Raw genomic sequence first — 24,410 nt, forward strand, 5'->3', positions numbered from 1 at the left:
ACTGCGATGCTATCACGCCACAGCGATGTTGTAGGCGGTCGCTTCAGTTTCTGAGTAACACTCAAAAATACCTATTGACGCTTACGTAAATCTAGCGTGAAATGCGCCTTGAACGTTTCGCGCCTCGTGCGGGACGACAGGGGCGGCCCACAAGGCCGCCGCCGTCCGCCGAGCCGCAACCGGACCAGCCGGCGCCCACCCACGGCCGGCCGCCAACGAACTCTGGAGACACAGCAATGAGCAACCTGCCCGGTTTGCAATTCCCGCTCGGCGAAGAAATCGAAATGCTGCGCGACAGCATCGCGGGATTCGCTGCCAAAGAAATCGCCCCGCGTGCCGCGGAAATCGATCGCACGGATCAGTTTCCCATGGACCTGTGGCGCAAGTTCGGCGATCTGGGCGTGCTCGGCATGACGGTCTCGGAGGAATACGGCGGCGCGAACATGGGCTATACGGCGCACATGATCGCCATGGAGGAAATCTCGCGCGCGTCGGCGTCGGTCGGTCTCTCGTACGGCGCGCATTCGAATCTGTGCGTCAACCAGATTCATCGCAACGGCACGGAAGCGCAAAAACAGAAGTATCTGCCCAAGCTCGTGTCGGGCGAACATATCGGCGCACTCGCCATGAGCGAGCCGAACGCGGGTTCGGATGTGGTCAGCATGAAGCTGCGCGCGGAGAAGAAGGGCGACCACTACGTGCTCAACGGCACGAAGATGTGGATCACCAATGGCCCGGATTGCGACACGCTGGTCGTCTATGCCAAGACCGATCCCGAAGCGAATTCGCGCGGCATTACCGCGTTTATCGTCGAGAAGGGCATGAAGGGATTTTCCGTTGCGCAGAAACTCGACAAGCTCGGCATGCGCGGCTCGCATACCGGCGAACTGGTGTTCCAGGACGTGGAAGTGCCGGAAGAAAACATTCTCGGCCAGTTGAACGGCGGCGCGAAGGTGCTGATGAGCGGCCTCGACTACGAACGCGCCGTGCTCGCAGGCGGCCCGACCGGCATCATGGTCGCGGTCATGGACGCGGTCGTGCCGTATATCCACGACCGTAAGCAGTTCGGTCAGCCGATCGGCGAATTCCAGCTCATTCAAGGCAAGGTGGCGGACCTCTACACGACGTTGCAGGCGTGCCGCGCGTATCTCTACGCCGTGGGTCGTCAACTCGACACGCTCGGCAAGGAGCATGTGCGCCAGGTGCGCAAAGACTGCGCGGGCGTGATTCTCTACACCGCGGAAAAAGCGACGTGGATGGCCGGCGAGGCTATCCAGATTCTCGGCGGCAATGGCTATATCAACGAGTATCCGGTCGGCCGTTTGTGGCGCGACGCGAAGCTCTATGAAATCGGCGCCGGTACCAGCGAGATCCGCCGCATGCTGATCGGCCGCGAACTGTTCGCCGAAACGGCCTGAGCGGTTGTGCACTTAGTGCACTTCGCAGCGCACCATACATCGTACGGCGCGTGACGCTGCGTGTCAGCGCAAGCCTATAAAGAAGCGGCGAAAGCAATTACCTTGCATGGGATCGGAGTAAGTGCTGAAGCACTCACTCCGATCGACAGGAGAAGCCCGTAATGCCGATCATCGAATCAAAGCTGAATCCGCGCTCGGACGACTTCCGCGCCAACGCGACGGCGCTCGAAGCGCTGGTCGCCGACCTTCGCGCGAAGGTCGAGAAGCTCGCGCTGGGCGGCGGTCAGGCGGCGCGCGACAAACACACGGGACGCGGCAAACTGCTGCCGCGCGATCGCATCGAGAAGCTGCTCGATCCGGGCACACCGTTTCTCGAGTTCTCGCAACTCGCAGCCTACGGCATGTATCACAACGATGCGCCGGGCGCGGGCGTGATCACCGGCATTGGCCGGATCGCCGGGCAGGAGTGCGTGATCGTCTGCAACGACGCAACCGTCAAGGGCGGCACCTACTATCCGGTCACGGTGAAAAAACACGTGCGGGCGCAGGAAATCGCCGCTGAAAATCACCTGCCGTGTGTGTATCTGGTCGACTCGGGCGGCGCGAATCTGCCGAACCAGGACGATGTGTTTCCGGACCGCGATCACTTCGGCCGCATCTTCTACAATCAGGCGAATCTGTCCGCAGCGGGCATTCCGCAGATTGCCGTCGTGATGGGTTCGTGTACCGCGGGCGGCGCCTACGTGCCGGCCATGAGCGACGAGTCGATCATCGTCAAGAATCAGGGGACGATTTTCCTCGGCGGTCCGCCGCTCGTGAAAGCCGCCACCGGTGAAGTGGTGAGCGCCGAAGATCTCGGCGGCGGCGACGTGCATACGCGCCTGTCGGGCGTGGTCGATCATCTCGCGCAGAACGACGCGCATGCGCTGGGGATTGCGCGCAGCATTGTCGGCAATCTGAATCGCGGCAAGCAGGTGCCGGTCGCCTTGCAGGAACCGAAGCCGCCGCGCTACGACGTGAAGAGCATGTACGGCGTGATTCCCGTGGATACCCGCAAGCCGTTCGATATCCGCGAGGTGATCGCGCGGATCGTCGACGACTCGGCATTCGACGAATTCAAGGCGCGCTACGGCACCACGCTCGTCACCGGCTTCGCGCATATCTGGGGGCATCCGGTCGGCATCATCGCGAACAACGGCATTCTGTTTTCGGAGTCCGCGCTCAAAGGTGCGCACTTCATCGAACTGTGCTGTCAGCGCAAGATTCCGCTCGTGTTCCTGCAGAACATTACCGGCTTCATGGTGGGCCGCAAATACGAAAACGAAGGCATCGCGCGTAACGGCGCGAAGATGGTGACGGCGGTGGCTACGGCCAAGGTGCCGAAGTTCACGGTGATCATCGGCGGGTCGTTCGGCGCGGGCAACTACGGCATGTGCGGCCGCGCGTATTCGCCGCGTTTCCTGTGGATGTGGCCGAACGCGCGCATCTCGGTGATGGGCGGCGAGCAGGCGGCGTCGGTGCTGGCCACCGTCAAGCGCGACGGCATCGAAGGCAAGGGCGGCTCGTGGAGCGCTGAAGAAGAAGAGGCGTTCAAGCAACCGATCCGCGATCAATACGAACATCAGGGCCATCCGTACTACGCGAGCGCGCGCCTGTGGGACGACGGCGTGATCGATCCGGCGCAAACGCGCGATGTGCTCGGTCTTGGCTTGTCCGCCGCGATGAACGCGCCGATCGAAGACACGCGTTTCGGCGTGTTCAGAATGTGACGATGCGCGACGAAGCGCGGGAGCAGCGACGATGCAATACGAAACACTGAATGTCGAATTCGCCGGCCAGGTCGCGACGGTCACGTTGAATCGTCCGGACGTGCGCAACGCGTTCAACGAAACGATGATCGCCGAAGTGACCGCGGCCTTCACCGCGCTCAACGATCGCGACGACGTGCGAGCAGTGGTGCTCGCCGCGAACGGCAAGGCGTTCTGCGCGGGCGCGGATCTGAACTGGATGAAGAAGATGGCCGGCTACTCGGACGACGAGAACCGCGCCGACGCGATGCTGCTCGCGAACATGTTGTCGTCGATCTATCGCTGCAACAAACCGGTGATCGCGCGCGTCAACGGCGACGCGTACGCGGGCGGCATGGGTTTGATCTCGGCGTGCGACATCGTGGTGGCTGTCGACAGCGCGCGCTTCTGCCTCTCGGAGGCGCGCCTCGGTCTGATTCCGGCCACCATCGCGCCGTACGTGATTCGCGCGCTGGGCGAGCAGGCATCGCGTCGCTATTTCACCACCGCCGAGCAATTCGATTGCGCGACGGCGTTGCGCCTCGGGCTCGTCAGCGAAGCGGTGAGCATGGAGCAACTCGACGCCACTATCGAGCAGATTGCCGGGACGCTCTGCGCGAACGGTCCGCAAGCGGTGCGCGCGTGCAAGCAGCTCGTGCAGGACATCGCGGGCCATGAGTTGAACGCTGCGATGATCGAGGACACGGCGGCGCGTATCGCGCGCACGCGTGCCGGCGCGGAAGGGCGCGAAGGCGTCGCGTCGTTCCTCGAGAAACGCACGCCCGCCTGGCGCAACTGAAGCACACATTCCAGGGCGCGCGCCGCGCCTTGACCAGAACAACAGCCCCGAAAAAACGGCACACTTCATCGAGACACTTCATGTTCAACAAGATCCTGATTGCCAACCGGGGCGAGATTGCGTGCCGCGTCGCCGCGACCTGCAAGCGGCTCGGCATTGCGAGCGTGGCCGTCTATTCCGATGCGGACGCCAACGCGAAACACGTGGCCGCGTGCGATGAGGCGGTGCACATCGGCGGCTCGACAGCCGCGCAAAGCTATCTGCGCGTCGAGCGCATTATCGAAGCCGCGCGCGCCACCGGCGCGCAGGCGGTGCATCCGGGCTACGGTTTCCTGTCGGAGAACGAAGACTTCGCGCATGCTTGCGAAGCGGCCGGCATCGTCTTCATCGGGCCGCCGGTCGAGGCCATCGCCGCGATGGGTTCGAAGGCCGCCGCGAAGGCACTGATGCATGCGGCCGCCGTGCCGCTCGTGCCGGGTTATCACGGCGACGATCAGGATCCGCAACTGCTGCATCGCGAGGCGGATGCGATCGGTTATCCGGTGCTGCTCAAAGCCAGCGCGGGTGGCGGCGGCAAGGGCATGCGCGTGGTCGAACGCAGCGAGGATTTCGCGGCGGCGCTGGCTTCATGCAAGCGGGAAGCGGCAAGCAGCTTCGGCAACGATCGCGTGCTGATCGAAAAGTATCTGACGCGGCCGCGTCACGTGGAAGTGCAGGTGTTCGCGGACCGGCACGGCGGCGCGGTCTATCTGTTCGATCGCGATTGCTCGGTGCAGCGGCGGCATCAGAAAGTGCTGGAAGAAGCGCCCGCGCCCGGATTGTCCGGTGAAATCAAGCGCGAAATGGGCGAGGCGGCGGTGGCGGCCGCGCGTGCGGTGAATTATGTCGGCGCGGGCACGGTCGAGTTCATCATGACCGGCACGGGCGACTTCTACTTCATGGAAATGAACACGCGCCTGCAGGTCGAGCATCCGGTCACGGAGATGGTGACCGGCCAGGACCTGGTGGAATGGCAACTGCGCGTCGCCGCCGATGAACCGCTGCCGCTTACGCAGGCCCAGCTGAAAATCGATGGTCACGCGATCGAAGCGCGCATCTACGCCGAACATCCGGCGCGCGGCTTCCTGCCGTCGACGGGCACGCTCAAGCATCTGCGGATGCCGGATGGCGTGGAGTTCGCCATCGACGCGGCCGGTCTCGGCGAGCCCGGACGCAAGGCGCCGGTGCGTATCGACAGCGGTGTGCGTGAAGGCGACACCATCACGCCGTTCTACGATCCGATGATCGCCAAGCTGATCGTGCACGGCGCCACGCGCGAGGAGGCGCTCGCGCGTCTGAGCCGCGCGCTGCATGCATGCGAGGTGGTCGGCCCGCATACCAATGTCGAGTTCCTGCAAAGCATCGTCGCGAGCGAGCCGTTTGCAACGGGCGATCTCGACACGGGCCTGATCGAACGTCATCACGACGCCCTGTTCGCGCCGCGCAAGAAGCCGTTCAAGGAAGCGTTGGCGCTGGCTTGCGCGGCGTTGCTCAAGCGCGAGGGCGGCACGGCGCACGGCGCGTCGCCGTGGGATGCGCTGTCGCACTGGCGCCTGAATAGCGGCTATACGCAGACGCTCGGCTGGCGCGATCTGGACAGCGGCAGCACGGCTAACGACAGCGAAAGCAACTTCACCGTCACGTTCGCGCGCGACGGCAATACGCAAACGCTCGAACACGACGGCGTGCGCGAGGATTTCAGCTGGTCGGACGGCAGCGGTCCGCATGAATTCCGCGCGACGATCGGCGACGCGCGCGCAACGGGCCGCGTGTTCGTCGACGTCGATACGTTCCATGTGTTCTGCCTTGGCGAGGCACTCTCGTTCGAGTGGCAGAACCTGCTTGCGCACGCCGCGGACGCCGAAGGCGGCGAAGGCCGTTTGACTGCGCCGATGCCCGGCAAGGTGATCGCGGTGCTGGTCGAGCCGGGCACCGTGGTGGAGAAGGGCACGCCGCTGATCGTGATGGAAGCGATGAAGATGGAGCACACCATCGGTGCGCCGGCGGCCGGTACGGTGTCGGAGGTGCTGTATGCGGTCGGCGATCAGGTTGCCGACGGCGCGCAGCTTCTGGTGCTGGACGTGCAGCAGCAATGAATCGGCGGCTCAGATTTCAGGCGAGGCGCGTATAGCCGACGGCGCGCGCTTCGTTTTCGAGCTGCTCGATGCGTTCGTAGTCCGAGGGCGGCAACACGGAAAAGCCCTGCAAACGCAGGCGTTTCGCGCGCTCGGGCTGATTGGCGAGCGCCTCGTTCAGCGCTTCGCGCAATGCCTCGATCGTCGCCGAGGGCACCGTGTCGGAGGCGATCAAAGGCAAGCCCGGCGACGGCGCAGTCGTGCCGATCCGGCGAACCTGGCGGGCCAGTTCCGGCATTTCGTCACACACGAAAGCGAAGGTCACGCAATCGATCGCGGCGACGTCCGCGCGATTTTCCGCCACCGCGCGCAGCGAGCCGAGATGCGAGCCGGTTCGCAACACTGAGCTGAAGAACATGCCGCCGCTCGAAAGCGGCGCCACGGCGTGGCGAAACACGTTCATGCCGCTATTCGAATCGTCCTGGTTGTAGGCGGCGCGTGCGCCGCGGCAGGCTGCGAGCGTGTCGAACTGCGCGTCCGCGCGCGTCACCAGCACGCTCGAATAATGCGCCCCCTCGCAGCCCGGCGCGTCGAAGCGCGGCGTCGCGATCAGTTGAACCTGTTCGTGCAAGCCGTGCATCAACGGATAACCGCAAGTCTGCGAGATCAGCAGATTGGGGCGCCGCCAGAAGCCGTGCAATTCCTCGTCCGGTTCGACGATGCGGCACGCGGGCTTGACCATGCGCAGCACGTCGGCGAGCCACTCGCGCCACTCGAGGTCGAGCGCGGGCGTGACGTTATACATCGGCAGGGCGGCGATCCAGGTCATGATGCGATTCTGGCATACCTGCTGTTTAATGTCTGACCATTCGGAATTCGTCGAGGCCGAGACGCACCGGCTCCGTCGGTCTGAAGGCCCACTTCTGTGCGGCGACTGAAAGGATTTCCAGTTGCGCACCTTCGAATGCGACGAGTAGATCCTCCTTGCGCTTGCTCGCCGCGCCACAATAGGCCACGAGTGCCTCGGCGCTGACCTCGAAAATCTGCGCCCGATCATCACAGCACACCCGGAACGCGACCGTCGCGCATTCCGTCACACAGGGCCTGAACCCTTCATCGACATAGACCGACATAGCCATCTCCCGCCATACACACGCCTGAGCCTTCAGGATGACAAGTCGTAAGCTGGCGGTATGTGGGAAAACCGGCATTTGCGATGAAATGGCCGTGACTTCATGGGCTGCGCCGAACAGAAGCTGAATACGGCTGCGCAAGCTTTTGTAAGCGGCTCCGTCTTTGCCCCCGGTATTCGACCGTTTTGCGCGAAGTGCGCTGGCTACACTCGTTTCAGCGATTTCGCGTTGGCTCAGGCCAATCAACACGGAAGGGGGAACGATGATCCACAGGAGCCGATACAGCCGGCCGGCGCGCAACTGCACCCGGCAACTTCTCATGGTGGCCACGCTGGCGTGCGCCTGCGGTCTGCAGGGCTGCGCCACGTCGCTCGAAACGTTCGGGCTCGGCGCGGGCGTCGGGATTGTTGGCGCGTTCAGTCTGCTCGGCTGCGCGATTGGTTGCCGCTGACGGATGGACCCGGACTTTCTGGCCGTGCTCGACGCCTATCAGGAGCGCGCAGATGAAGAGCGGACGAAAGAACGCAAGCCGCGCCCGCGACGCAAGCAGAAGGAAACGAAAGGTCGCTATGTTTGCGCGGCGGGCGTGGAGACCGCGCGTTTCATCAACATCCTCGCGGCAAGCCTGCACGCGCCGCACATTCTCGAACTCGGCACGTCGGATGGCTATGCGACGCTCTGGCTCGCGCAAGCGGCGCGGGTCGCGGGCGGCCGTGTGACCACCATGGAATTGCACGACGACAAATCGGCCTATGCACGCGAAATGGCGACCCGCGCCGGCCTCGCGGCTTACGTCGACTTCAAGGTCGGCAATGCGGTCACGCTGATCGAGGACATGCCGCTCAAGCCGGATTTCGTCTTCATCGATCTTTGGAAAGATCTCTACGTGCCGTGTCTCGACGCGTTTTATCCGAAGCTCAATCCGGGGGCGATCATCGTCGCCGACAATATGGTTCGGCCGGGCGGCGAGAACGCGTTGCGCTATATCCGCGCGGTTCGCTCGAAGCCGGGCATGACGAGTCTATCGTTGCCGGTGGGTTCCGGTCTGGAGATCAGCCGGTATCGCTGACGACGCGAATGGCTGCCAGCGGCTGACCGGTGTCAATGCGTGGTTCGCTATTCATTCCTTAGATTCTCTTACCAGAAAATACCCGCCGTGTTCGAGAGAGGCCTCGCGTCGTAGCGGGTAAACCCTCTTGAACGGATCATGGCAGCGGCCATTGGGAACACTCGGTAAAGCCGGCTCGCACAGCCCAAAATGATGATCGATCACGCTGTTGTGCTTCCGGTCTCGCGGCGGGGATCAGGTCGTCAAGCGCCCGTGCTATCCCACGGCGGGGCAAGACCGGGGGGATCTACGATTCGGCTGTTTGCCGTCGCCAATGCGTGTATGGCGGCCATGTCCGCACCGTCCAACTCGAAGTCGAATACCGCCAGGTTTTGTGCCAGTCGATCGACCCGCGTGGTTCTCGACAGCGCTACCACGCCGGACTGCTGAACAAGCCACCGTAAGACGATCTGGGCGATGGTTTTGTCATGACGGGCCGCGATCTCCATGAGCGTCGGGTCCGAGAACACGCGGCCAATCGCCATGCCGCAATATCCTGTCACGGCAAGCCCGGCCTGGCGGGTGCTTCCGATGAGCAAGGACTGGTTCAGGTACGGGTGGTATTCGAACTGATTCGTGACCAACGGAGCCGCCGAAAGCCGGATAGCTTCCGTCATCGATGCACGGTTGAAATTGCTCACGCCTATGTGCCGAACCTTGCCGGCGCGCACAACCGCATTGAGCTTCGCGATCTGTTCGGTCAACGGCACATCCGAGCCAGGCCAGTGCAGCAGGAGCAGGTCGATATAGTCCGTCTTGAGTTTGCGCAGGCTCTCGTTCACGGACGCATCGAAGTGTCTTGCGGAGTAGTTGCTGACCCAGACCTTGGTCGTCAGAAATATTTCGTTTCTTGGGATGCCGGATTCGGCGACGCACTCGCCGATCTCGGCCTCGTTACGATAGATTTGCGCGGTGTCGATATGGCGGAAGCCAGCACGAAGGGCTGCGGGGATCATTCGATAGATGTCGTCGCCATTCATCCCGTAGGTGCCAAAGCCTATGGCCGGAATGAGCGCGTTACCGGCGCGGACGTTTTGCATGAACTATTCCTTATGGACTAAGTGTCAAGGAAGATGAGCCGGAAGAATTTGTATTGAAGGTCACACGTAGGAATCCTGCGTTAAATCGTGAGAGAAGATCTCAGATCAAGTGGAGGGTAGAGTAAGCGTTGGCGTGTCGAGGAAGAAGCCTATATGTTTCGATGAGACCTATCGTCGGAGGCGATACATGTTGAGCAGGATTTATCTACGTGAGCCCGTTCGCGAAGCTTCGGGTAGTCACGCTCGCGCTATCACTTCCGGTTCAGGTCTTCGAACCCCGAAACCAGGGCGTCCAGTAGTTGCCGGACGGCTGGAACCATGCCGCGTCGTGTGGGGAAGATCGCGTGAACGAGGCCCGGCGTCGTGGCCAGGCCGGCCAGTAAGTGCTGCAACTGGCCGGCGTGAATATCGGCGTCGACCAGTTCACGGGGCAGCATGGCCACGCCGACGCCTCGCAAAGCCGCAATCCGCAAGCTCGCCAGGTCGTCCGTCGCCAGACGAGGCTGATGCGCCCATGACGTCGTGCGACCCTCGGCGTCCACCAGGTTCCACGCGAAGCGCTCGCTGCTGCTGGACATGGCGAGCGTGGGCCATTCTTCGAGCGACTCAAGGGACGTGGGCACCGGATGGCGCGCCGCCAGTTGCGGACTGGCGACCAGAATCTGCACGGATAAGCCTAGTTGCCTGACTGCGAGATCGGTGTCTTCCAAAGGGGGAAGCCTGACCCGGATGGCGAAGTCCAGACCTTCCTCGACCACATCCACGCGACGGTTGGTTGCATCGACGAGGACCTGCACCTGCGGGTTGTCATGGACATACTGCGCAATGATTGTGGAGATGCCGGAGGTCAGCAGTCCCACGGGGCAGCTTATCCGTATGGTGCCCTGCGGCTTTGAGCGCGTCTGGTCCACAAAATCCTTGGCAGCCTTCGATTCCGCCACCAGGGCGAGGCAATGCTGATGGAACCGCCGCCCGGTTTCCGTCAGGGACAGGCTCCTGCTGGTGCGATTGAGCAGACGAACGCCAAGCTCTTCCTCCAGTGCGCGAACACGCCGGCTGAGTTTCGACGTCTGTACGCCGAGGCTGCGGGCCGCTGCCGTGAAGCTTCCGTGCTCGACGACTTCAGCGAAGAGTCGAAGATCATTGAGGTCAGTGATTCGGTTCATCGGGGGCTCTGAGTGGGGCCTTTAACGTTCTACCACTCGCAATGTTGCTTTGCAATTCAGGACATAGGCGAAATATCGTTGTGGATATAGCATCTCTAACGGGTCAAACCATCGGCCTGCAGGCAGAAGCAAAACCAATGCAACACAGCAATTTCATCATGACGAAGACGAACGCTCCCGGGTCGTTCATGCTCGGTGACCGCAACGTGAGCCGCATGGGGTACGGCGCCATGCAACTCGCCGGCCCGCGCGTGTTCGGGCCGCCGAAGGATCGAGACACGGCGATTGCCGTCCTGCGCGAGGCAGTGGAGCGCGGCGTCAACCATATCGATACCAGCGACTACTACGGTCCCCACGTAACGAACCAGATCATTCGCGAGGCGCTGCATCCGTATCGTGACGACCTTACGATCGTGACCAAGGTGGGCGCTGTGCGCGGTAGCGATGCCTCATGGATCCCCGCGCAGAGTCCGGCAGCACTTACCGCTGCCGTGCACGACAACCTGCGCAATCTGCATGTCGATGTCCTCGATGTCGTCAATCTGCGCACCATGATGGACGACAGACGTCCGGTCGAGGGATCGATTGCCGAGCAGTCTACGGTCCTGCCGAGTTGCAGCAGCGAGGCTTGATACGGCATCTGGGTCTCAGCAATGTGACCGCCGCGCAGGTCGAGGAAGCCCAGTCAATTGCCCCGGTCGTTTGCGTGCAAAACATGTTCAATGTGATGCAACGCCACGACGGCCCGTTAGTCGATGCGCTCGCGCAGCAGGGCATCGCCTATGTGCCGTTCTTCCCGCTAGCGGGATGACGTGAGACTTGGCTAAAGCGCCAACTCAGGTCGACTCGCGCTGCATGGGACCGGAGAAGCGCTAAAGCGCTAACTCCGGTCGACACAGGAGACAAACCGTGAAACGTGCTTCAGTCGTCGACGTCCAAGGCTTCATCAACGAGCACCCGTTCGGCCGTTTTCAACGACTCGTTTTTCTCATGTGCCTCGTGATTGTCGTGCTGGATGGCTTCGACACTGCGGCAATCGGTTTCATCGCGCCGTCGTTACTGACGCAATGGCATCTGGCAAAGCCCGATCTCGCACCGGTCCTGAGTGCCGCGCTGTTCGGCCTCGCGTTCGGCGCGCTCGTGTCCGGCCCTTTGTCCGACCGCGTTGGACGACGGTCTCTGATGATCGCCTCCGTATTCCTCTTCGGCGTTGCCTGTCTCGTGTCCGCGTTCTCGACGCCGGTAGTGGCTGCCTCGCGGCGCTTGCTATCTGCAACGTCGTACTCAATCACCATTCGAAAAGGAGACTCGACATGTCCACCGAGGCGTCCACAGCGGCATTCGAATATGTATCGGAGGTGTACGGGCGGTTGATTCGAAGGACGAGCGTCGGTTAGCGCGCTTCTTGACGGACAACTGCACGTTTGTCTATGCCAATAACGACCCCGTTATCGGGCGCGCAAAGATTGCCCGTGACGATCTGGCGGGTGCGCGATCGGCAAATCGACGACTACCGTATTTACATCGACGTCGCGCCGCTGTTCACGCATTGACGCCAGAGGCAACATGAGCCGGGCTCTTGAACGGAAAGCGAGCATCGTCACGGGCGACCGCCATCACCTCCTTCGTGACGGACGTTGATCTAGCCGTGGACGGCGCTCATCTCGCAACATTACTGCTCCGGGCGGCTTGTTTTGACGCCTCCCGAATTGCAGGCCGGGCGCGAACGCGACGCTCGAGCTTCGACGTCTAGGCCGGCCCACGCCAGGGCCGCCGAATAGTTTCCACGCCCCACAACCTCTGCGAAGCGCCGGCGATCGCCCAGGCGAGCGATCCGGTCCATTGGCATGCGCTGACTGAATCTTATCGTTCTGCCAGAAGCAACGATACTTTGCCTCCATGGAGATATGCGCATCAACATTGCGGCCGTAGCATTCATGCCAGTCGTCATTTCTTTTCAGGAGATTGTCATGGACCGTTTTAAGTTTCTTCCGTTGTTGGGCCGCATCTTGATCGGCGCGCCGTTTGTCATGAGTGGGCTGGGCAAGCTCGGAGCATATGCTGCGACGGTTGGCTATATTGCCGCCATGGGTTTGCCGGTGCCGCCGCTCGCGTTCGTCGTTGCCGTGCTGACCGAACTGGGCGGCGGCTTGCTGCTGCTGTCGGGCTACAGGGCTCGCGCCGTATCACTGGCAATGGCGGTATTCTGCGTGGTCACGGCATTGTTTTTTCACCACAACTTCGCCGATCAGAACCAGATGATTCACTTTCTCAAGAACGTGATGATGGCCGGTGGTCTTTTGCAGATCACCTACTTCGGTGCCGGCGCGTTCAGCCTCGATGCGCGCTCCAGGCGGACAGCGTCGGGCGTCTCGCCTCTGACCGCGAGCTAGGAAGACGGCTCCGATGAGACGACCGACCGACCGTCCGGATCGTCTCAACTGGATCGGCCCTTGCAGCAACACGGTGCGTGTTGTCGGGCGCACATCTTTTCCCACAGTGGCATCACCGCAGATATAGGAAGGAGGTCGAAATGTCGAAAGTTCTGGTTCTATATTATTCCTCGTATGGCCATGTCGAAGCGCTGGCGGAAGCCGTCGCTGAAGGCGCGCGCTCGGCGGGCGCGACGGTCGACGTCAAGCGGGTGCCTGAGACCGCGCCGGAGGACGTGGCGAAGGGCGCCCACTTCAAGCTCGATCAGCAAGCACCCGTTGCGACGGTCGCCGAACTCGCCAACTACGACGCCATCGTCGTCGGCACACCGACCCGCTTCGGGCGCATCTCGTCGCAGATGGCGGCGTTTCTGGATCAGGCCGGCGGTCTTTGGATGAGCGGCGCATTGAACGGCAAGGTCGGCGGAGCCTTCACGTCGACCGCCAGCCAGCACGGCGGACAGGAGGCGACGCTGTTTTCGATTATCACCAACCTCCTGCACTTCGGCATGACCATTGTCGGCCTGCCGTATAGCCACCAGGGGCAGATGACGCTGGACGAAATTGTCGGCGGCTCTCCGTATGGCGCCACGACCATTGCAGGCGCACAAGGTCAGCGCCAGCCGAGCGCTATCGAGCTCGCCGGTGCTCGCCACCAGGGCGAACTGATCGCCCGGACGGCTAACAAGCTGTTTGGCTGAACGTCATTCAAATTCACACCGCCTACGCGTGCGTGAGACAGCCAGGCGTTTTCCCGCCTGGCCGACACCGGTCCGGGTATCGAATCGCCATCGGCATGCTTGTCACTGAGAAACTGCTGGCAGGCGCCGGCCTGCATACCGCACGCTGAAACCACGGCGGAATCCACCCGAAACACCACGCTCATCATCTGCAGCGGCGCTCAACTCGGCCGCTCGCACAGGTGACGCGCGCCGCATTGGCGGTGGCTCGAAACAGAGGAGAACATGCTCACACACAGACGTTGGAAATCATTGGACGGGGCGAAACGCGGCTGGCTGCGCGCGAAACATCACTTCGTGGTCAGCGCCGACGGCAATCCCGCGCACGCCGCCCTGGGTCCGCTGATTGTCTGGAACGACGACGAGATCGCGGTCGGCACCGGTTTCCCCCTGCACGGACACCGTGACATGGAGATCATCACGTATGTGCGCCAGGGCCTGCTCGGGCATCGAGATACCTTGGGTTCCGAGGGAGCGATCCACGCAGGCGATGTCCAGGTCATGAGCGCCGGCACGGGCATACGCCACGCCGAGTTCAACAAGGGCGACGTGCCGCTCAAGCTTTACCAGATCTGGCTGCTGCCTCGTGAGGCCGGTGGTGAACCGGCATGGGATACCCGGCCGTTTCCCAAAAGCGACCGGTCAGGGCGTTTCGTCGCTCTCGCCAGCGGGTTCGCCCGCGATGAAGGCGCGCTTCCTATTCGCGCCGATGCGCGTGTGCTTGGCGCAATGCTAAGGGCAGGCGAAAGCGTTCGACACGAGTTGGGTCCGGCATGTCGCGCTTATCTCGTCGTGGCGTCGGGACGCATCGAAGTGAATGGCGAGCCCGTTGGGCCGCTAGACGGCGTGGCGATCACGAAGGTCGCCGCGGTGCAGATCTCCGCCCTCGAAGATTCCGAACTGGTGATGGTGGACGCGGGCTGATCGCGTCTCTGTACTCTCTCTACGCAGATCCAGTTCAGACCAAATCGCGGTAATTAGCCTATTTTCCCAGTTGTGCGATGAAGGCGCGGGCAGCCGGCCCCGGCGGCGCGTCCTTGCGGTAGACAACCTTCATCGGCATCATGACTTCGCGCGGCAGGCCTTCAATGCGGATCGTCACCAGGCTGCCACTTTCGAGATCCTCCTTGACCATGTGCAGCGGCATATGGCCCCAGCCCAGTCCCGCCTTCAGGAAGGCATGCTTGGCCCCCAGATCTCCGAGCCTCCACGTCGAGGGCGACAGGACACCGAATTCGCTTCCTTGGGACAGTGCGGTTCGGTCGCTGAGCACAAGTTGCACGTGCTTTTTGATGGCGGCCGCCGAAACGAGGCCGCGGCGTTTCGCAAGCGGATGAGCAGGGCTCACGACGGTAACCAGCTCGAGCTCGCGCAACAGTTCGACCTGGAGTTCGTCCGTCACGATCGGCAGAGTGCCGATCACGCCAATGTTGCAAATCCGGTCGAGTACCAGCTTCATCACACCACCCAGCGCCTCGACATAGAGCCGCAGCGGCGTGTGCGGATAATCCTTCTGGGATTGAGCGGCCGCGCTCGTCAAGCTGTCCATCGGGTACATCACGTCCATCGCCACCGAGAGCTCGGGCTCCAGACCGTCTCGCATCGCGCGCGCTCGCGCCTTGAATCCATCGATCGTGTCAGCCACGGAACGCGCGTCAAGCAGCAGGCTCTTGCCGGCGTCGGTGAGCTGCGGGTAACGGGCCGTGCGGTCGAACAGTTTCACCCCGAGCTGGGCTTCGAGATTCGAGAGGGTCTGGCTGACCACCGACTGCGCGCGCCGGAGCTTGCGTCCGGCCGCTGAGAAGCTGCCTTCGTCGACTGCCGCGATGAAGGTCCGAAGCTGGTCCAGTGTCAGGCCGTCAAGCATGTCCATCGCTCCAGACGATAGGTGAAATCTAAAAATATAGGCTTTTAAGATGGAGTGCAAGCTCTTACCTTATGTGTATCGTTTTTTTCTCGAGGCAGCGCTATGAACATCGACACAGCCGTACTCACCCCGATTCAGGAAACAGCGCTTGCGCCGCGCCGGATTGCTTTTCGCACCGGCGGCAGCGCGCACGGCGGCATTACTCGCCTGGCCAGTCCCGGCGATATCGGAGAATTGATCAAGCCTTTCGTGTTCCTCGATCACGCCGTGGTCGTGCCCACCGGTAAACCGATGTTCGGCTTCCACCCGCACTCGGGCATCGCCACGCTCACCACCGTGCTGAGTGGCGGCATCTCCTATGCGGACACGACCGGCAAGAATGGCGAGCTTTCAGCCGGCGGCCTCGAATGGATGAAGGCCGGCAATGGTGTCTGGCACGACGGCAATGTATTGCCGGGGGAAACCGTACGCCTCTTTCAACTCTGGGTCGCGCTACCGCCTTCGATGGAGAACTCGCCGCCGGAAAGCCAGTACATCTCGCCGGCCCAGGTCCAGCGGGATGGGCCGGTCCGCGTCATCCTCGGCCGCCACGGGTCCGCGGCGAGCGACATTCGCGCGCCTGAAGGCATCAACTACTTCCATGTTCAACTGAGCGCGGGAGAGACCTGGCGACATGCGCCGCCTGCCGGGCACAACGTCGCGTGGCTGGCGATTGACGAGGGCCGCCTGAACGCGTCCGAGCCGATCGAGGCAGGGCAACTCGCCGTGTTCGAGGAATCCGACGGCGCGCCCATTGAGCTACACGCCGAGGAGGCGACGTCGTTCGTCATCGGCTCCGCTATCAAGCATCCGTATCCACTGGTGCTCGGTTACTACTCGGTGCATACGAACGCAGACGCGCTTGCGCGGGGCGAGGCCGAGATACGCCGCGTCGGTCGCGAACTGGCCGCACAGCGTCGCGTCACAACAGCGCGAATTACTTGATGCGGTAGCTCGTCCGCGAACGCATCATCGTCTTCTGGAAAGGGCAAGCCGCGGCTGGAACGCGGCAAGCTCACAAGCCTTCTTATAGCCGTTGTCTGTCAGGCGATGTTCGGATGCATTGCCTGACGCGTCCATCAGGCAATCCAAAAATTCGCTGCCGCCCGGCTGCGAACCTGCGTTCCTGACCTCCCTGAAAACGACGGGAGACTCTGCCTGCGCGCGCCAGCAGAGCACCGTGAAAACTCGAATCTGTCTGGTCGGACATTTTGTGGTTTTCCCTTATTTTAAAAAATCCGATTCCCGCTTCCTCAAAAACTTGCAAGGCCGCTTACAGCGAATCAGCACCGGGAAGATTGTGTGCACTACCGCGCATACTTGGCGCAGCACGGTGCGTATTGTGGCGTCAGGGAAAAGGACCATTACTGCTAAATCGCGCATTTCCCTCGTTCGAATCCGCTTGCAAAAGCGGTCAAATAAAACTACGTGACGAGACGTGCCCATGAAACACAAAAATCTAGCGTTAGAGGGATTATCCGAACGTAATGATGAATTCGATCCTGGATCGATCATCGATACGTTGATTAATCACCGCGTAATGATCGCCGCGATAACAGCGGCCTTCATTTTGATGGGCGCCTTGTACGCGTTCTGCGCGACGCCGATCTATCGAGCAAGTATCTCGATCAGGGTCGAGGACAATGCACCGACCGCGCTGCCGGATTCGAAAGATCTGGTGCGCAATGCGTCGTCGTTGTTCCAGGAGAAGTCCTCGGCCGAAGGCGAAATGCAGATCCTGAGGTCGAAAGCCATCGCCATGCAGACGGTGGATTACCTCAAGCTCTATATCGAAGCCGAGCCGAAGCGCCTGCCGGTGCTCGGCGGCCTGATCGCGCGTCACACCGACACACGGATGACGCCCGGACTCTTCGGCTGGGGCGGCTTCGTCTGGGGTGACGAATCGATCAGCGTGGCGACGTTCGAAGTGCCGAGGAAACAGGAAGGCAACGCGTACACCGTCACCGCATTGTCCGGCGGCCAGTACCAGTTGCGCGGACCGGGACTGGAACAGCCGGTCACCGGACGCGTCGGCGTCGATGAGCAATTCGAAAGCAGCCACGGGCCGATCAATCTGCTCGTGAGCAAGATCGACGGCGAGAGCGGGGCGGTGTTCAATCTCACGCGCCACTCGCGTCAGGAGGCCCTCGAACAGCTGCAAAAGGGCCTCCAGATCGACGAGCAAGGCAACAAGTCGAATGTGCTGGGCGTCCTGCTGGAAGGCCGCGACCCGGTTCTCGTGACCAACATCCTCAACGATATCGGCGCGGTGTATGTGCGCCAGAACGTGAACCAGAAGGGTGCCAACGCCGAGAAGTCGCTGAACTACCTCGAGCAGCAGCTGCCGGGGGCGAAGCGCCAGATGGAGCAGGCGGAAGAAGCCTATAACACCTATCGCAACAGTCACGGACTTCTGGATGCGGACGAGGAAAGCCGGCTGATCCTGCGACAGGCCACTGAAGCGGACTCGCGCCTCTACGACCTCAAACGTCAGCGCCAGGACCTGACCGCTCACTTGACGGCCGAGCACCCGAGCGTGGTGGCGATAGACCAGCAGATCGCCAGCACCAACAAGTACGTCGAGAGTCTCGCGAGCCGCGTCAAGGCCATGCCGACGGCGGAGCAAGGCGCGCTGCGCCTGATGCGGGACATGCGCATGAGCTCCGACATGTACGCGGCGTTGCGTAGCAACATCGACACCCTGCGGCTGGTCAAGGCCGGTCAGTCCGCTTCCGTGCAGTTGCTGGATACGGCGGACGTCCCCGAGCGGCCGGTCAAGCCCGCGAAAGCGCTCGTGCTGCTGATCGCGGCGGTGCTGGGGCTGTTCATCGGTATCGGGCTTGCCTTCCTGCGTGATTTCCTGTTCAAGGGCGTGGCCGATCCGGAAGAGCTGGAGTCCCGCACCGGCCTGAGCGTGTACGCGACGATCCCGGTCAGCGACCAGCAGTTCCAGCTGACGCGGAAAATGTCCACCACGGGCGAAGAGAAGCTGGCTCTGGCTTTCCAATACCCGATGGACCCGGCTGTAGAAGCGCTGCGCACGATGCGCGCGTCGCTGCAATACGCGATGAACGGCGACCGCAACAACGTGGTGATGCTCGCGGGGCCGTTGCCGGGTATCGGCAAGTCGTTCCTGTCAGCCAATCTCGGCACGTTGCTCGCCGCGGGCGGCAAGCGCGTGCTGCTGGTGGACGGTGACCTGCGCCGCGGCCATCTGAACCAGTACTTCGGCTTGCCGCGCGCCGCGGGGCTTGCAGACGTGATCGCCGGCACTGGCTCGCTCGAAGACACCGTGCACAAGGAAGTGCTGCCGAATCTCGATGTCCTGCAGTGCGGCGAGTATCCGCACGACCCGGCCGAACTGCTGTTGAGCAGCAATTTCAGGGCAACCATTCGTGCCGCTTCGGAGCGCTACGACATTGTGCTGCTCGACGCGCCCGCCATTCTTGCCGTGTCGGATACGGTGACCATGGCGCCCGTCGCCGACTCGATATTCATGGTCGCGCGTTTCGCCGATACGCGCGCCGGCGAGATCTCGGAATCGGTCAAGCGCCTGGCGCAAACCGGTTCGAAAGTGGAAGGCATTCTGCTGAATGGATTCAAGGTCAGTCGCGGCAATTACGCCCAGTCGCGCCGGTATGGCGGCTACGCATACGACGCCTATTACTCCGATTCGGCAATGAAATAGCGCGCGTAGCCCGTGCAAAGGTTCAGGCCAATTGAATCTTGCACGGGGTTTTAGAAAAGACGCGTATCTATAATAAAGGGGAGCAACAATCATGCATTCGTTAAACGAGCTGAAACTCGCCGTGGTCGGTCTTGGCTATGTCGGATTGCCGCTTGCGGTGGAGTTCAGCAAGCGTCGCCCGGTGGTGGGATTCGACATCAACGGCGTGCGCATCTCGGCGTTACGTGAAGGACGGGACATCACGCTCGAAGTCAGCGATGAAGAACTGGCCGCGGCCACGGGCATGACCTTCACGTCGGACGTGGAGGAGCTCAAAGCCTGCAACGTGTACATCGCAACCGTTCCGACGCCGATCGACGACTACAAGCGTCCTGACCTCCGGCCCCTGATCGGCGCCAGCGAGACTATCGGCCGCGCGCTGAAAAAGAATGACGTAGTCATCTATGAATCGACCGTCTATCCGGGTGCCACGGAAGAGGAATGCGTGCCGGTTCTCGAGCGGACCTCGGGGCTGAAATTCAACGTGGATTTCTTTGTCGGCTACAGTCCCGAGCGGATCAATCCGGGCGACAAGGCGCACCGCGTGATGGATATCAGAAAGGTCACGTCGGGATCGACGCCGGAGATCGCTGAACTCGTCGATTCGCTGTACCGCGAGATCATCGTCGCGGGCACGCACAAGGCGAGCAGCATTCGCGTCGCCGAGGCGGCCAAGGTCATCGAGAATACGCAGCGCGACGTCAATATCGCGCTGATCAACGAGCTGTCGATCATCTTCAACAAGATGGGCATCGACACGGAATCGGTCCTGCAGGCAGCCGGAACCAAATGGAACTTTCTGCCCTTCAGACCGGGTCTGGTGGGTGGCCACTGCATCGGCGTCGATCCGTATTATCTGACGCACAAGGCGCAGGCCATTGGATACCACCCGGAGATCATCCTCGCCGGCCGGCGCCTGAACGACAGCATGGGCGGTTACGTTGCGTCGCAACTGGTGAAGGCGTTGACCAAGCGGCAGATCGGCGTCGCCGGTGCCCGCGTGTTGATCATGGGTCTGACCTTCAAGGAAAATTGTCCGGACCTGCGCAACACCAAGGTCGTCGATATCGTTGCCGAGTTGCGGGAATACGGCGTCGAAGTCGATGTCTACGATCCGTGGGTCTCGAAAGAGGAGGCCCGGCGCGAACACAACCTGGACCCCATCGAGCATCCCGCCGAAGGCGTCTACGACGCGACGATTCTGGCCGTCGCGCACAGCCGGTTCCAGGAATTGGGCGCGCAAGCCATTCGTGTCTTCGGCAAGCCCGGGCATGTACTGTACGACCTGAAGTACCTGCTGCCCGCGGACGCCAGTGATCTGCGTCTCTAGCAGACCCTAAGCACATCGCACGCGAGGCCATCACGACGTGATGACCTCCTCATCTTATCCGGAGGCATTGATGCCTGATCGCTACGACACAACACGGCAACAACTCGCCGGGCATCCGCAGCAGTGGTTGATTACCGGCGTGGCCGGCTTTATCGGTTCGAATCTGCTGGAGGCGCTGCTCAAGCTCGACCAGACCGTGGTCGGACTCGACAATTTCTCTACCGGCTACCAGCGCAATCTCGACGAAGTACGCTCCGTCGTTTCGCCGGAGCAATGGCAGCGCTTCAGATTCATCGAAGGCGATATCCGGCGTGCGGAAGATTGTGTGAACGCCGTCATTGGCGTCGATCACGTGCTGCATGAGGCGGCGCTGGGTTCGGTTCCGCGTTCGGTGGTTGACCCGATCGCGACCCACGAAGTGAACATCAGCGGCTTCCTCAATATGCTCGTGGCCGCGCGCGACGCGCAAGTGTCGAGCTTCACGTATGCCGCATCGAGCGCGACATATGGCGACCATCCCGGCTTGCCGAAAGTCGAAGACCAGATCGGGCAGCCGCTTTCGCCGTATGCCGTCACCAAGTACGCCAATGAACTGTACGCATCGGTGTTTGCTCGTGCCTACGGCTTCAAGACGATTGGCCTGCGCTACTTCAATGCGTTTGGTAAGCGCCAGGATCCGGACGGCGCTTACGCCGCGGTCATTCCCAAATGGACGGCCGCGCTCATTGCCGGCGACGACGTCGTGATCAATGGCGACGGCGAAACCAGCCGGGACTTCTGCTTTATCGACAACGTAGTGAAGGCGAACATCCTGGCGGCGACGGCGGACGAGGTGGCACGCAACGAGGTGTACAACGTCGCCGTCGGCGATCGCACGACGTTGATCCAGCTCTACGACGGCTTGCGGTCCGTGCTCGCCGACAACGGTGTCTCCTGCGACAAGCGCCCGGTGTTCGGGCCTTTTCGCGCCGGCGATGTCCGGCATTCACAGGCAAATGTCGACAAGGCGGAGCGGCTGCTCGGCTATGAAAACACGATTCCCTTGGTAGAAGGCTTGTCCAAAGCGATGCCCTGGTACATCGAGTTCGTATCGCAAAGGTGATGTCTTCAGACGCCCGGTCTCACGGGCGTGCTTCGGCATGACGGATGCGCAACGCGTTGATCTTTTTAAGGCAGTAACGTCAATGTCTCAGATCGCAGGTTGGCGAAGCCGTCTGCTGCAGATTCATCCCGATCATTCGCGGATCGCACGCAGTGCGGTCTGGGTTTCCCTGTTCGCGCTCATGGGCAAGTCGGCGGGCGCGCTCAAGGAAATGGCGATCGCGTATCGGTATGGCATCAGCAATGTCGTCGATGCCTATCAGCTCACGCTCACGCTGGTCACCTGGCTGCCGGCTACGTTTGTCGCTGTGCTGAGCGTCGTGCTCGTGCCGGCTCTCGTCGAGCTGCGCGGTAGGCCCAGGCAGGAGCAAGCGAAGTTTCTCGGCGAACTCGACGTGATGGCGATTTTTGTCGGCGTGGTGTTCGCGGTCCTTCTCTATTTCGCCTGGCCGCATGCGCTCGACCTGATGGCGCGCAACCTGTCGGAAGAAACCCGCTTGATGTCGCGCCGGATGATGCTCGGCATGGCGCCGGTCGGCATCGTCATGCTGACGATCTGCGTGTATGCGGCACGGCTCCAGGCACGCGAAAAGCATGTCAACACGCTGCTGGAGTGCGTGCCGGCCGTCGTGTTGCTGGGCTTCGTGCTGGCCTGGCACGATCCGAGCTCCCCCTTGCCGCTGATCTTGGGCAGCACGCTCGGCTTTCTCCTTCAGGCGGTGATATTGGGCGTGCTTTCGGGGCGTGCGGACAACATCCGCGCGCGGCTCAGCTTCTCTGTCAGCTCGCCGCAGTGGCCACACATGTACCGTGCGGTCGGCGTGTTCATGATCGGCCAGTTCATCATGAGTCTGGCCACGCCGCTGGACCAGTATTTCGTGGCGGGCCTCGGCGACGGCAACATCGCGACGCTCGGCTATGCCAGCCGCGTGCTCGGCCTGCTCGTCAGCATGGGCGCCGTGGCGATCAGCCGCGCGACCTTGCCGGTTTTATCGGAGCTGTTGAGTGCAGGAGACAACGCTCGCGCCCGAAGCATCGCGCTAAAGTGGTCGCTATTCATGCTGGCGGTCGGCTGCGTGGTGGCGGTGGTGGCGTGGCTTCTCGCGCCGATGGTGGTGAAGCTGCTGTTTCAGCGCGGCGCCTTTAGCGCTGCGGACACTGTGGCGGTGTCTGGCCTGTTTCGCTGGGGATTGATTCAGATACCGTTTTACTTCTCGGTGCTGGTGCTGGTTCAGCTGCTGGCTAGCGAAGGCCGCTTTAAAGCAATGGCGGGCATCGCGGCCGCGAATTTCGCCGTCAAGGTGGTGGCCAATTACTTCCTGATTCGATGGCTCGGCATCACGGGGGTCGTTCTTGCAACCGGCGTCATGGGCCTCTGTTCGTTCGTCTGCTATCTGTTTTTCACGTTGTCAAACGGCTCATTAAAGAACAAGACGGGTCCGCTATGAAGATTCTGCTGTTCATCCATTCCTTGCATTACGGCGGTGCGGAGCGCGTGGCAATGAACCTGTCGAGCGAATGGGTCGCGCAAGGGCTGGACGTCAGTGTCGTGACGCTGACATCCACCGCAAGCGACTTCTATTTGCTGCACGACTCGGTCGACCGCATTACCCTCGACCTCGCGGGGGGCAGTGGCGGTTTGGCGGGCGCGGTATTCGCGAATGTGCGCCGGATGTTGGCTCTGCGCCGCGTGCTCAGACAGGTGAAGCCGGATGTCGTGCTCGGCATCGAGACGCGGCCGTCGATCCTCGCCATCCTGGCCGGCCTCGGCCTGCCTTGCAAGGTGATTGCGACCGAGCACATTCATCCGCCGATGCTCTTCGAAGGAAAGCTCTGGGAGTCCTTGCGCCGCTGGACATACCCCTTCGCGGACAAGGTCGTCGCGTTGACGCAGAAAAGCAAGCTGTGGTTGCAGGACAACTGCAATTGCAAGGCCGTCACCGTGATTCCGAATTCGATCTCGCTGCCGATTCCTGTCGTGGAACCTATCGTGCCGCCCCAGCAGGTGGTCGGCGCCGGGCGTCGCGTATTGCTCGCGGCGGGACGCATGGCCGAGCAAAAGGGCTTCGATATTCTGATCGATTCCTTCGGTCGGATCGCGAGTGATTTTCCCGCGTGGGATCTCGTCATTCTCGGAGATGGCCATGACCGGGATGCGCTCGTTGCACAGATAGCCGCGGCGGGATTGAGTAAGCGCGTGCTCCTGCCGGGTCAGGTCGGCAATATGCCTGACTGGTACGAGCGTGCGGACCTATACGTGTTGAGTTCGCGGTTCGAAGGCTTCTCGATGACGATCGTCGAGGCGATGGCGAGCGGTTGTGCGGTGGTGAGCTTCGACTGCGACGCGGGGCCCGGAGACATCATCACGCACGGCCATGACGGCCTGCTGGTTCGTCAAGTCGGCGACCCGCAGGAACTCGCCAATGCCTTGTCGACCTTGATGGGCGATGACGAGATGCGGGCACTCATGGCAGCGCGCGCGCGTGCGGTCGTCGAGCGGTTTTCGGTGGCCAGGGTCTTCTCGATGTGGCGTGACGTGTTCACGCAAACCGGCGTGAAACCTTCGGGGATCATCGATCGTCCTTCCGTGCGGGTGACGGAGTGAACCC

The 24,410-nt window shown here is 61.9% G+C and carries 21 protein-coding genes and 1 pseudogene; 17 read left to right on the forward strand and 5 right to left on the reverse strand.

The window, feature by feature from the left end; all coding sequences use genetic code 11:
- Window positions 1-236: 236 nt before the first annotated feature.
- The 4 genes from ACQKRQ_RS04605 to ACQKRQ_RS04620 all read left to right on the forward strand — a co-directional run bounded on the left by ACQKRQ_RS04605 (window position 237) and on the right by ACQKRQ_RS04620 (window position 6,139).
- Window positions 237-1,418: an isovaleryl-CoA dehydrogenase gene (locus tag ACQKRQ_RS04605; protein ID WP_132377550.1), complete on the forward strand. Its 1,182-nt coding sequence runs from the start codon at window positions 237-239 to the stop codon at window positions 1,416-1,418.
- 161 nt (window positions 1,419-1,579) lie between these two features.
- Complete coding sequence (locus ACQKRQ_RS04610; RefSeq protein ID WP_408178183.1) at window positions 1,580-3,187, forward strand: carboxyl transferase domain-containing protein; 1,608 nt, start codon at window positions 1,580-1,582, stop codon at window positions 3,185-3,187.
- Window positions 3,188-3,218: 31 nt separating this feature from the next.
- Window positions 3,219-4,004 carry an enoyl-CoA hydratase/isomerase family protein gene (locus tag ACQKRQ_RS04615; RefSeq protein ID WP_427475356.1) on the forward strand — a complete coding sequence of 262 codons (786 nt, stop codon included), beginning with the start codon at window positions 3,219-3,221 and terminating at the stop codon, window positions 4,002-4,004.
- Between the two features lie 80 nt (window positions 4,005-4,084).
- Entirely contained in the window at window positions 4,085-6,139 is a 2,055-nt protein-coding gene (locus tag ACQKRQ_RS04620; RefSeq protein ID WP_427475358.1) for an acetyl/propionyl/methylcrotonyl-CoA carboxylase subunit alpha, read from the forward strand.
- 16 nt (window positions 6,140-6,155) lie between these two features.
- On the opposite strand, the gene ACQKRQ_RS04625 is transcribed toward ACQKRQ_RS04620, so the two are convergent.
- The gene (locus ACQKRQ_RS04625; protein WP_132377546.1) at window positions 6,156-6,947 is read right to left on the reverse strand and encodes a phosphate/phosphite/phosphonate ABC transporter substrate-binding protein; all 792 of its coding nucleotides are present in this window, start codon (window positions 6,945-6,947) and stop codon (window positions 6,156-6,158) included.
- A gap of 25 nt (window positions 6,948-6,972) precedes the next feature.
- Entirely contained in the window at window positions 6,973-7,251 is a 279-nt protein-coding gene (locus tag ACQKRQ_RS04630; RefSeq protein ID WP_132379356.1) for a DUF1488 family protein, read from the reverse strand.
- A gap of 319 nt (window positions 7,252-7,570) precedes the next feature.
- Between ACQKRQ_RS04630 and ACQKRQ_RS04635 the strand changes: the two genes are divergently transcribed.
- Window positions 7,571-7,702 (forward strand): hypothetical protein, encoded by a 132-nt coding sequence (locus tag ACQKRQ_RS04635; RefSeq protein ID WP_279388618.1) that lies wholly within the window; start codon window positions 7,571-7,573, stop codon window positions 7,700-7,702.
- Window positions 7,703-7,705: 3 nt separating this feature from the next.
- Complete coding sequence (locus ACQKRQ_RS04640; RefSeq protein WP_427475361.1) at window positions 7,706-8,320, forward strand: O-methyltransferase; 615 nt, start codon at window positions 7,706-7,708, stop codon at window positions 8,318-8,320.
- A 242-nt stretch (window positions 8,321-8,562) separates the two neighbouring features.
- Here ACQKRQ_RS04640 and ACQKRQ_RS04645 read toward each other — a convergent pair whose 3' ends face one another.
- The gene (locus tag ACQKRQ_RS04645; RefSeq protein WP_427475363.1) at window positions 8,563-9,399 is read right to left on the reverse strand and encodes an aldo/keto reductase; all 837 of its coding nucleotides are present in this window, start codon (window positions 9,397-9,399) and stop codon (window positions 8,563-8,565) included.
- A 251-nt stretch (window positions 9,400-9,650) separates the two neighbouring features.
- Complete coding sequence (locus tag ACQKRQ_RS04650; protein ID WP_427475365.1) at window positions 9,651-10,565, reverse strand: LysR substrate-binding domain-containing protein; 915 nt, start codon at window positions 10,563-10,565, stop codon at window positions 9,651-9,653.
- A 158-nt stretch (window positions 10,566-10,723) separates the two neighbouring features.
- On the opposite strand from ACQKRQ_RS04650, the pseudogene ACQKRQ_RS04655 reads away from it, so the two are divergent.
- The 5 genes and pseudogenes from ACQKRQ_RS04655 to ACQKRQ_RS04675 form a co-directional block, all read left to right on the forward strand.
- Window positions 10,724-11,373: pseudogene (locus ACQKRQ_RS04655) on the forward strand (oxidoreductase); the annotation flags it as partial.
- Between the two features lie 101 nt (window positions 11,374-11,474).
- A complete protein-coding gene (locus ACQKRQ_RS04660) occupies window positions 11,475-11,939 on the forward strand; it encodes an MFS transporter (protein WP_427475367.1) in 465 nt (154 codons plus the stop codon).
- Between the two features lie 596 nt (window positions 11,940-12,535).
- On the forward strand, window positions 12,536-12,958 hold the full coding sequence (locus tag ACQKRQ_RS04665; RefSeq protein WP_427476076.1) for a DoxX family protein: 423 nt from the start codon (window positions 12,536-12,538) through the stop codon (window positions 12,956-12,958).
- A 140-nt stretch (window positions 12,959-13,098) separates the two neighbouring features.
- Window positions 13,099-13,698 carry an NAD(P)H:quinone oxidoreductase gene (gene wrbA, locus ACQKRQ_RS04670; protein ID WP_427475368.1) on the forward strand — a complete coding sequence of 200 codons (600 nt, stop codon included), beginning with the start codon at window positions 13,099-13,101 and terminating at the stop codon, window positions 13,696-13,698.
- 264 nt (window positions 13,699-13,962) lie between these two features.
- Complete coding sequence (locus ACQKRQ_RS04675) at window positions 13,963-14,661, forward strand: pirin family protein (RefSeq protein WP_408178174.1); 699 nt, start codon at window positions 13,963-13,965, stop codon at window positions 14,659-14,661.
- 58 nt (window positions 14,662-14,719) lie between these two features.
- Here the strand turns inward: ACQKRQ_RS04675 and ACQKRQ_RS04680 are convergent, their stop codons facing one another.
- The gene (locus ACQKRQ_RS04680) at window positions 14,720-15,604 is read right to left on the reverse strand and encodes a LysR family transcriptional regulator (RefSeq protein WP_427475371.1); all 885 of its coding nucleotides are present in this window, start codon (window positions 15,602-15,604) and stop codon (window positions 14,720-14,722) included.
- 102 nt (window positions 15,605-15,706) lie between these two features.
- On the opposite strand from ACQKRQ_RS04680, the gene ACQKRQ_RS04685 reads away from it, so the two are divergent.
- From ACQKRQ_RS04685 to ACQKRQ_RS04710, 6 genes are all read left to right on the forward strand, one after another.
- Window positions 15,707-16,588 carry a pirin family protein gene (locus ACQKRQ_RS04685; protein WP_427475373.1) on the forward strand — a complete coding sequence of 294 codons (882 nt, stop codon included), beginning with the start codon at window positions 15,707-15,709 and terminating at the stop codon, window positions 16,586-16,588.
- Between the two features lie 499 nt (window positions 16,589-17,087).
- Window positions 17,088-19,331, forward strand: a complete 2,244-nt coding sequence (locus ACQKRQ_RS04690; RefSeq protein ID WP_132377537.1) for a polysaccharide biosynthesis tyrosine autokinase — start codon at window positions 17,088-17,090, stop codon at window positions 19,329-19,331.
- Window positions 19,332-19,422: 91 nt separating this feature from the next.
- On the forward strand, window positions 19,423-20,700 hold the full coding sequence (tviB, locus tag ACQKRQ_RS04695; RefSeq protein ID WP_427475375.1) for a Vi polysaccharide biosynthesis UDP-N-acetylglucosamine C-6 dehydrogenase TviB: 1,278 nt from the start codon (window positions 19,423-19,425) through the stop codon (window positions 20,698-20,700).
- Window positions 20,701-20,770: 70 nt separating this feature from the next.
- On the forward strand, window positions 20,771-21,802 hold the full coding sequence (locus ACQKRQ_RS04700) for an SDR family oxidoreductase (RefSeq protein ID WP_427475377.1): 1,032 nt from the start codon (window positions 20,771-20,773) through the stop codon (window positions 21,800-21,802).
- Between the two features lie 82 nt (window positions 21,803-21,884).
- Window positions 21,885-23,249 carry a murein biosynthesis integral membrane protein MurJ gene (gene murJ, locus ACQKRQ_RS04705; protein WP_132377534.1) on the forward strand — a complete coding sequence of 455 codons (1,365 nt, stop codon included), beginning with the start codon at window positions 21,885-21,887 and terminating at the stop codon, window positions 23,247-23,249.
- Entirely contained in the window at window positions 23,246-24,406 is a 1,161-nt protein-coding gene (locus ACQKRQ_RS04710) for a glycosyltransferase family 4 protein (RefSeq protein ID WP_427475380.1), read from the forward strand. The genes murJ and ACQKRQ_RS04710 overlap by 4 nt, the downstream gene beginning before the upstream one ends.
- Window positions 24,407-24,410 lie beyond the last annotated feature (4 nt).

Origin of the sequence: Paraburkholderia sp. NPDC080076 (genome assembly GCF_050281145.1) — a bacterium.
Classification (GTDB): Bacteria; Pseudomonadota; Gammaproteobacteria; order Burkholderiales; family Burkholderiaceae; genus Paraburkholderia.

Bases quoted from the DNA above. Each gene is read 5' to 3' on its own strand.
- ACQKRQ_RS04680 (WP_427475371.1), bottom strand. From the start codon at position 15,604: ATGCTTGACGGCCTGACACTGGACCAGCTTCGGACCTTCATCGCGGCA.
- tviB (WP_427475375.1), top strand. From the start codon at position 19,423: ATGCATTCGTTAAACGAGCTGAAACTCGCCGTGGTCGGTCTTGGCTAT.
- ACQKRQ_RS04610 (WP_408178183.1), top strand. From the start codon at position 1,580: ATGCCGATCATCGAATCAAAGCTGAATCCGCGCTCGGACGACTTCCGC.
- murJ (WP_132377534.1), top strand. From the start codon at position 21,885: ATGTCTCAGATCGCAGGTTGGCGAAGCCGTCTGCTGCAGATTCATCCC.
- ACQKRQ_RS04675 (WP_408178174.1), top strand. From the start codon at position 13,963: ATGCTCACACACAGACGTTGGAAATCATTGGACGGGGCGAAACGCGGC.
- ACQKRQ_RS04640 (WP_427475361.1), top strand. From the start codon at position 7,706: ATGGACCCGGACTTTCTGGCCGTGCTCGACGCCTATCAGGAGCGCGCA.
- ACQKRQ_RS04650 (WP_427475365.1), bottom strand. From the start codon at position 10,565: ATGAACCGAATCACTGACCTCAATGATCTTCGACTCTTCGCTGAAGTC.
- ACQKRQ_RS04630 (WP_132379356.1), bottom strand. From the start codon at position 7,251: ATGTCGGTCTATGTCGATGAAGGGTTCAGGCCCTGTGTGACGGAATGC.
- ACQKRQ_RS04605 (WP_132377550.1), top strand. From the start codon at position 237: ATGAGCAACCTGCCCGGTTTGCAATTCCCGCTCGGCGAAGAAATCGAA.
- wrbA (WP_427475368.1), top strand. From the start codon at position 13,099: ATGTCGAAAGTTCTGGTTCTATATTATTCCTCGTATGGCCATGTCGAA.
- ACQKRQ_RS04635 (WP_279388618.1), top strand. From the start codon at position 7,571: ATGGTGGCCACGCTGGCGTGCGCCTGCGGTCTGCAGGGCTGCGCCACG.
- ACQKRQ_RS04700 (WP_427475377.1), top strand. From the start codon at position 20,771: ATGCCTGATCGCTACGACACAACACGGCAACAACTCGCCGGGCATCCG.
- ACQKRQ_RS04620 (WP_427475358.1), top strand. From the start codon at position 4,085: ATGTTCAACAAGATCCTGATTGCCAACCGGGGCGAGATTGCGTGCCGC.
- ACQKRQ_RS04665 (WP_427476076.1), top strand. From the start codon at position 12,536: ATGGACCGTTTTAAGTTTCTTCCGTTGTTGGGCCGCATCTTGATCGGC.
- ACQKRQ_RS04645 (WP_427475363.1), bottom strand. From the start codon at position 9,399: ATGCAAAACGTCCGCGCCGGTAACGCGCTCATTCCGGCCATAGGCTTT.
- ACQKRQ_RS04625 (WP_132377546.1), bottom strand. From the start codon at position 6,947: ATGACCTGGATCGCCGCCCTGCCGATGTATAACGTCACGCCCGCGCTC.
- ACQKRQ_RS04710 (WP_427475380.1), top strand. From the start codon at position 23,246: ATGAAGATTCTGCTGTTCATCCATTCCTTGCATTACGGCGGTGCGGAG.
- ACQKRQ_RS04685 (WP_427475373.1), top strand. From the start codon at position 15,707: ATGAACATCGACACAGCCGTACTCACCCCGATTCAGGAAACAGCGCTT.
- ACQKRQ_RS04690 (WP_132377537.1), top strand. From the start codon at position 17,088: ATGAAACACAAAAATCTAGCGTTAGAGGGATTATCCGAACGTAATGAT.
- ACQKRQ_RS04615 (WP_427475356.1), top strand. From the start codon at position 3,219: ATGCAATACGAAACACTGAATGTCGAATTCGCCGGCCAGGTCGCGACG.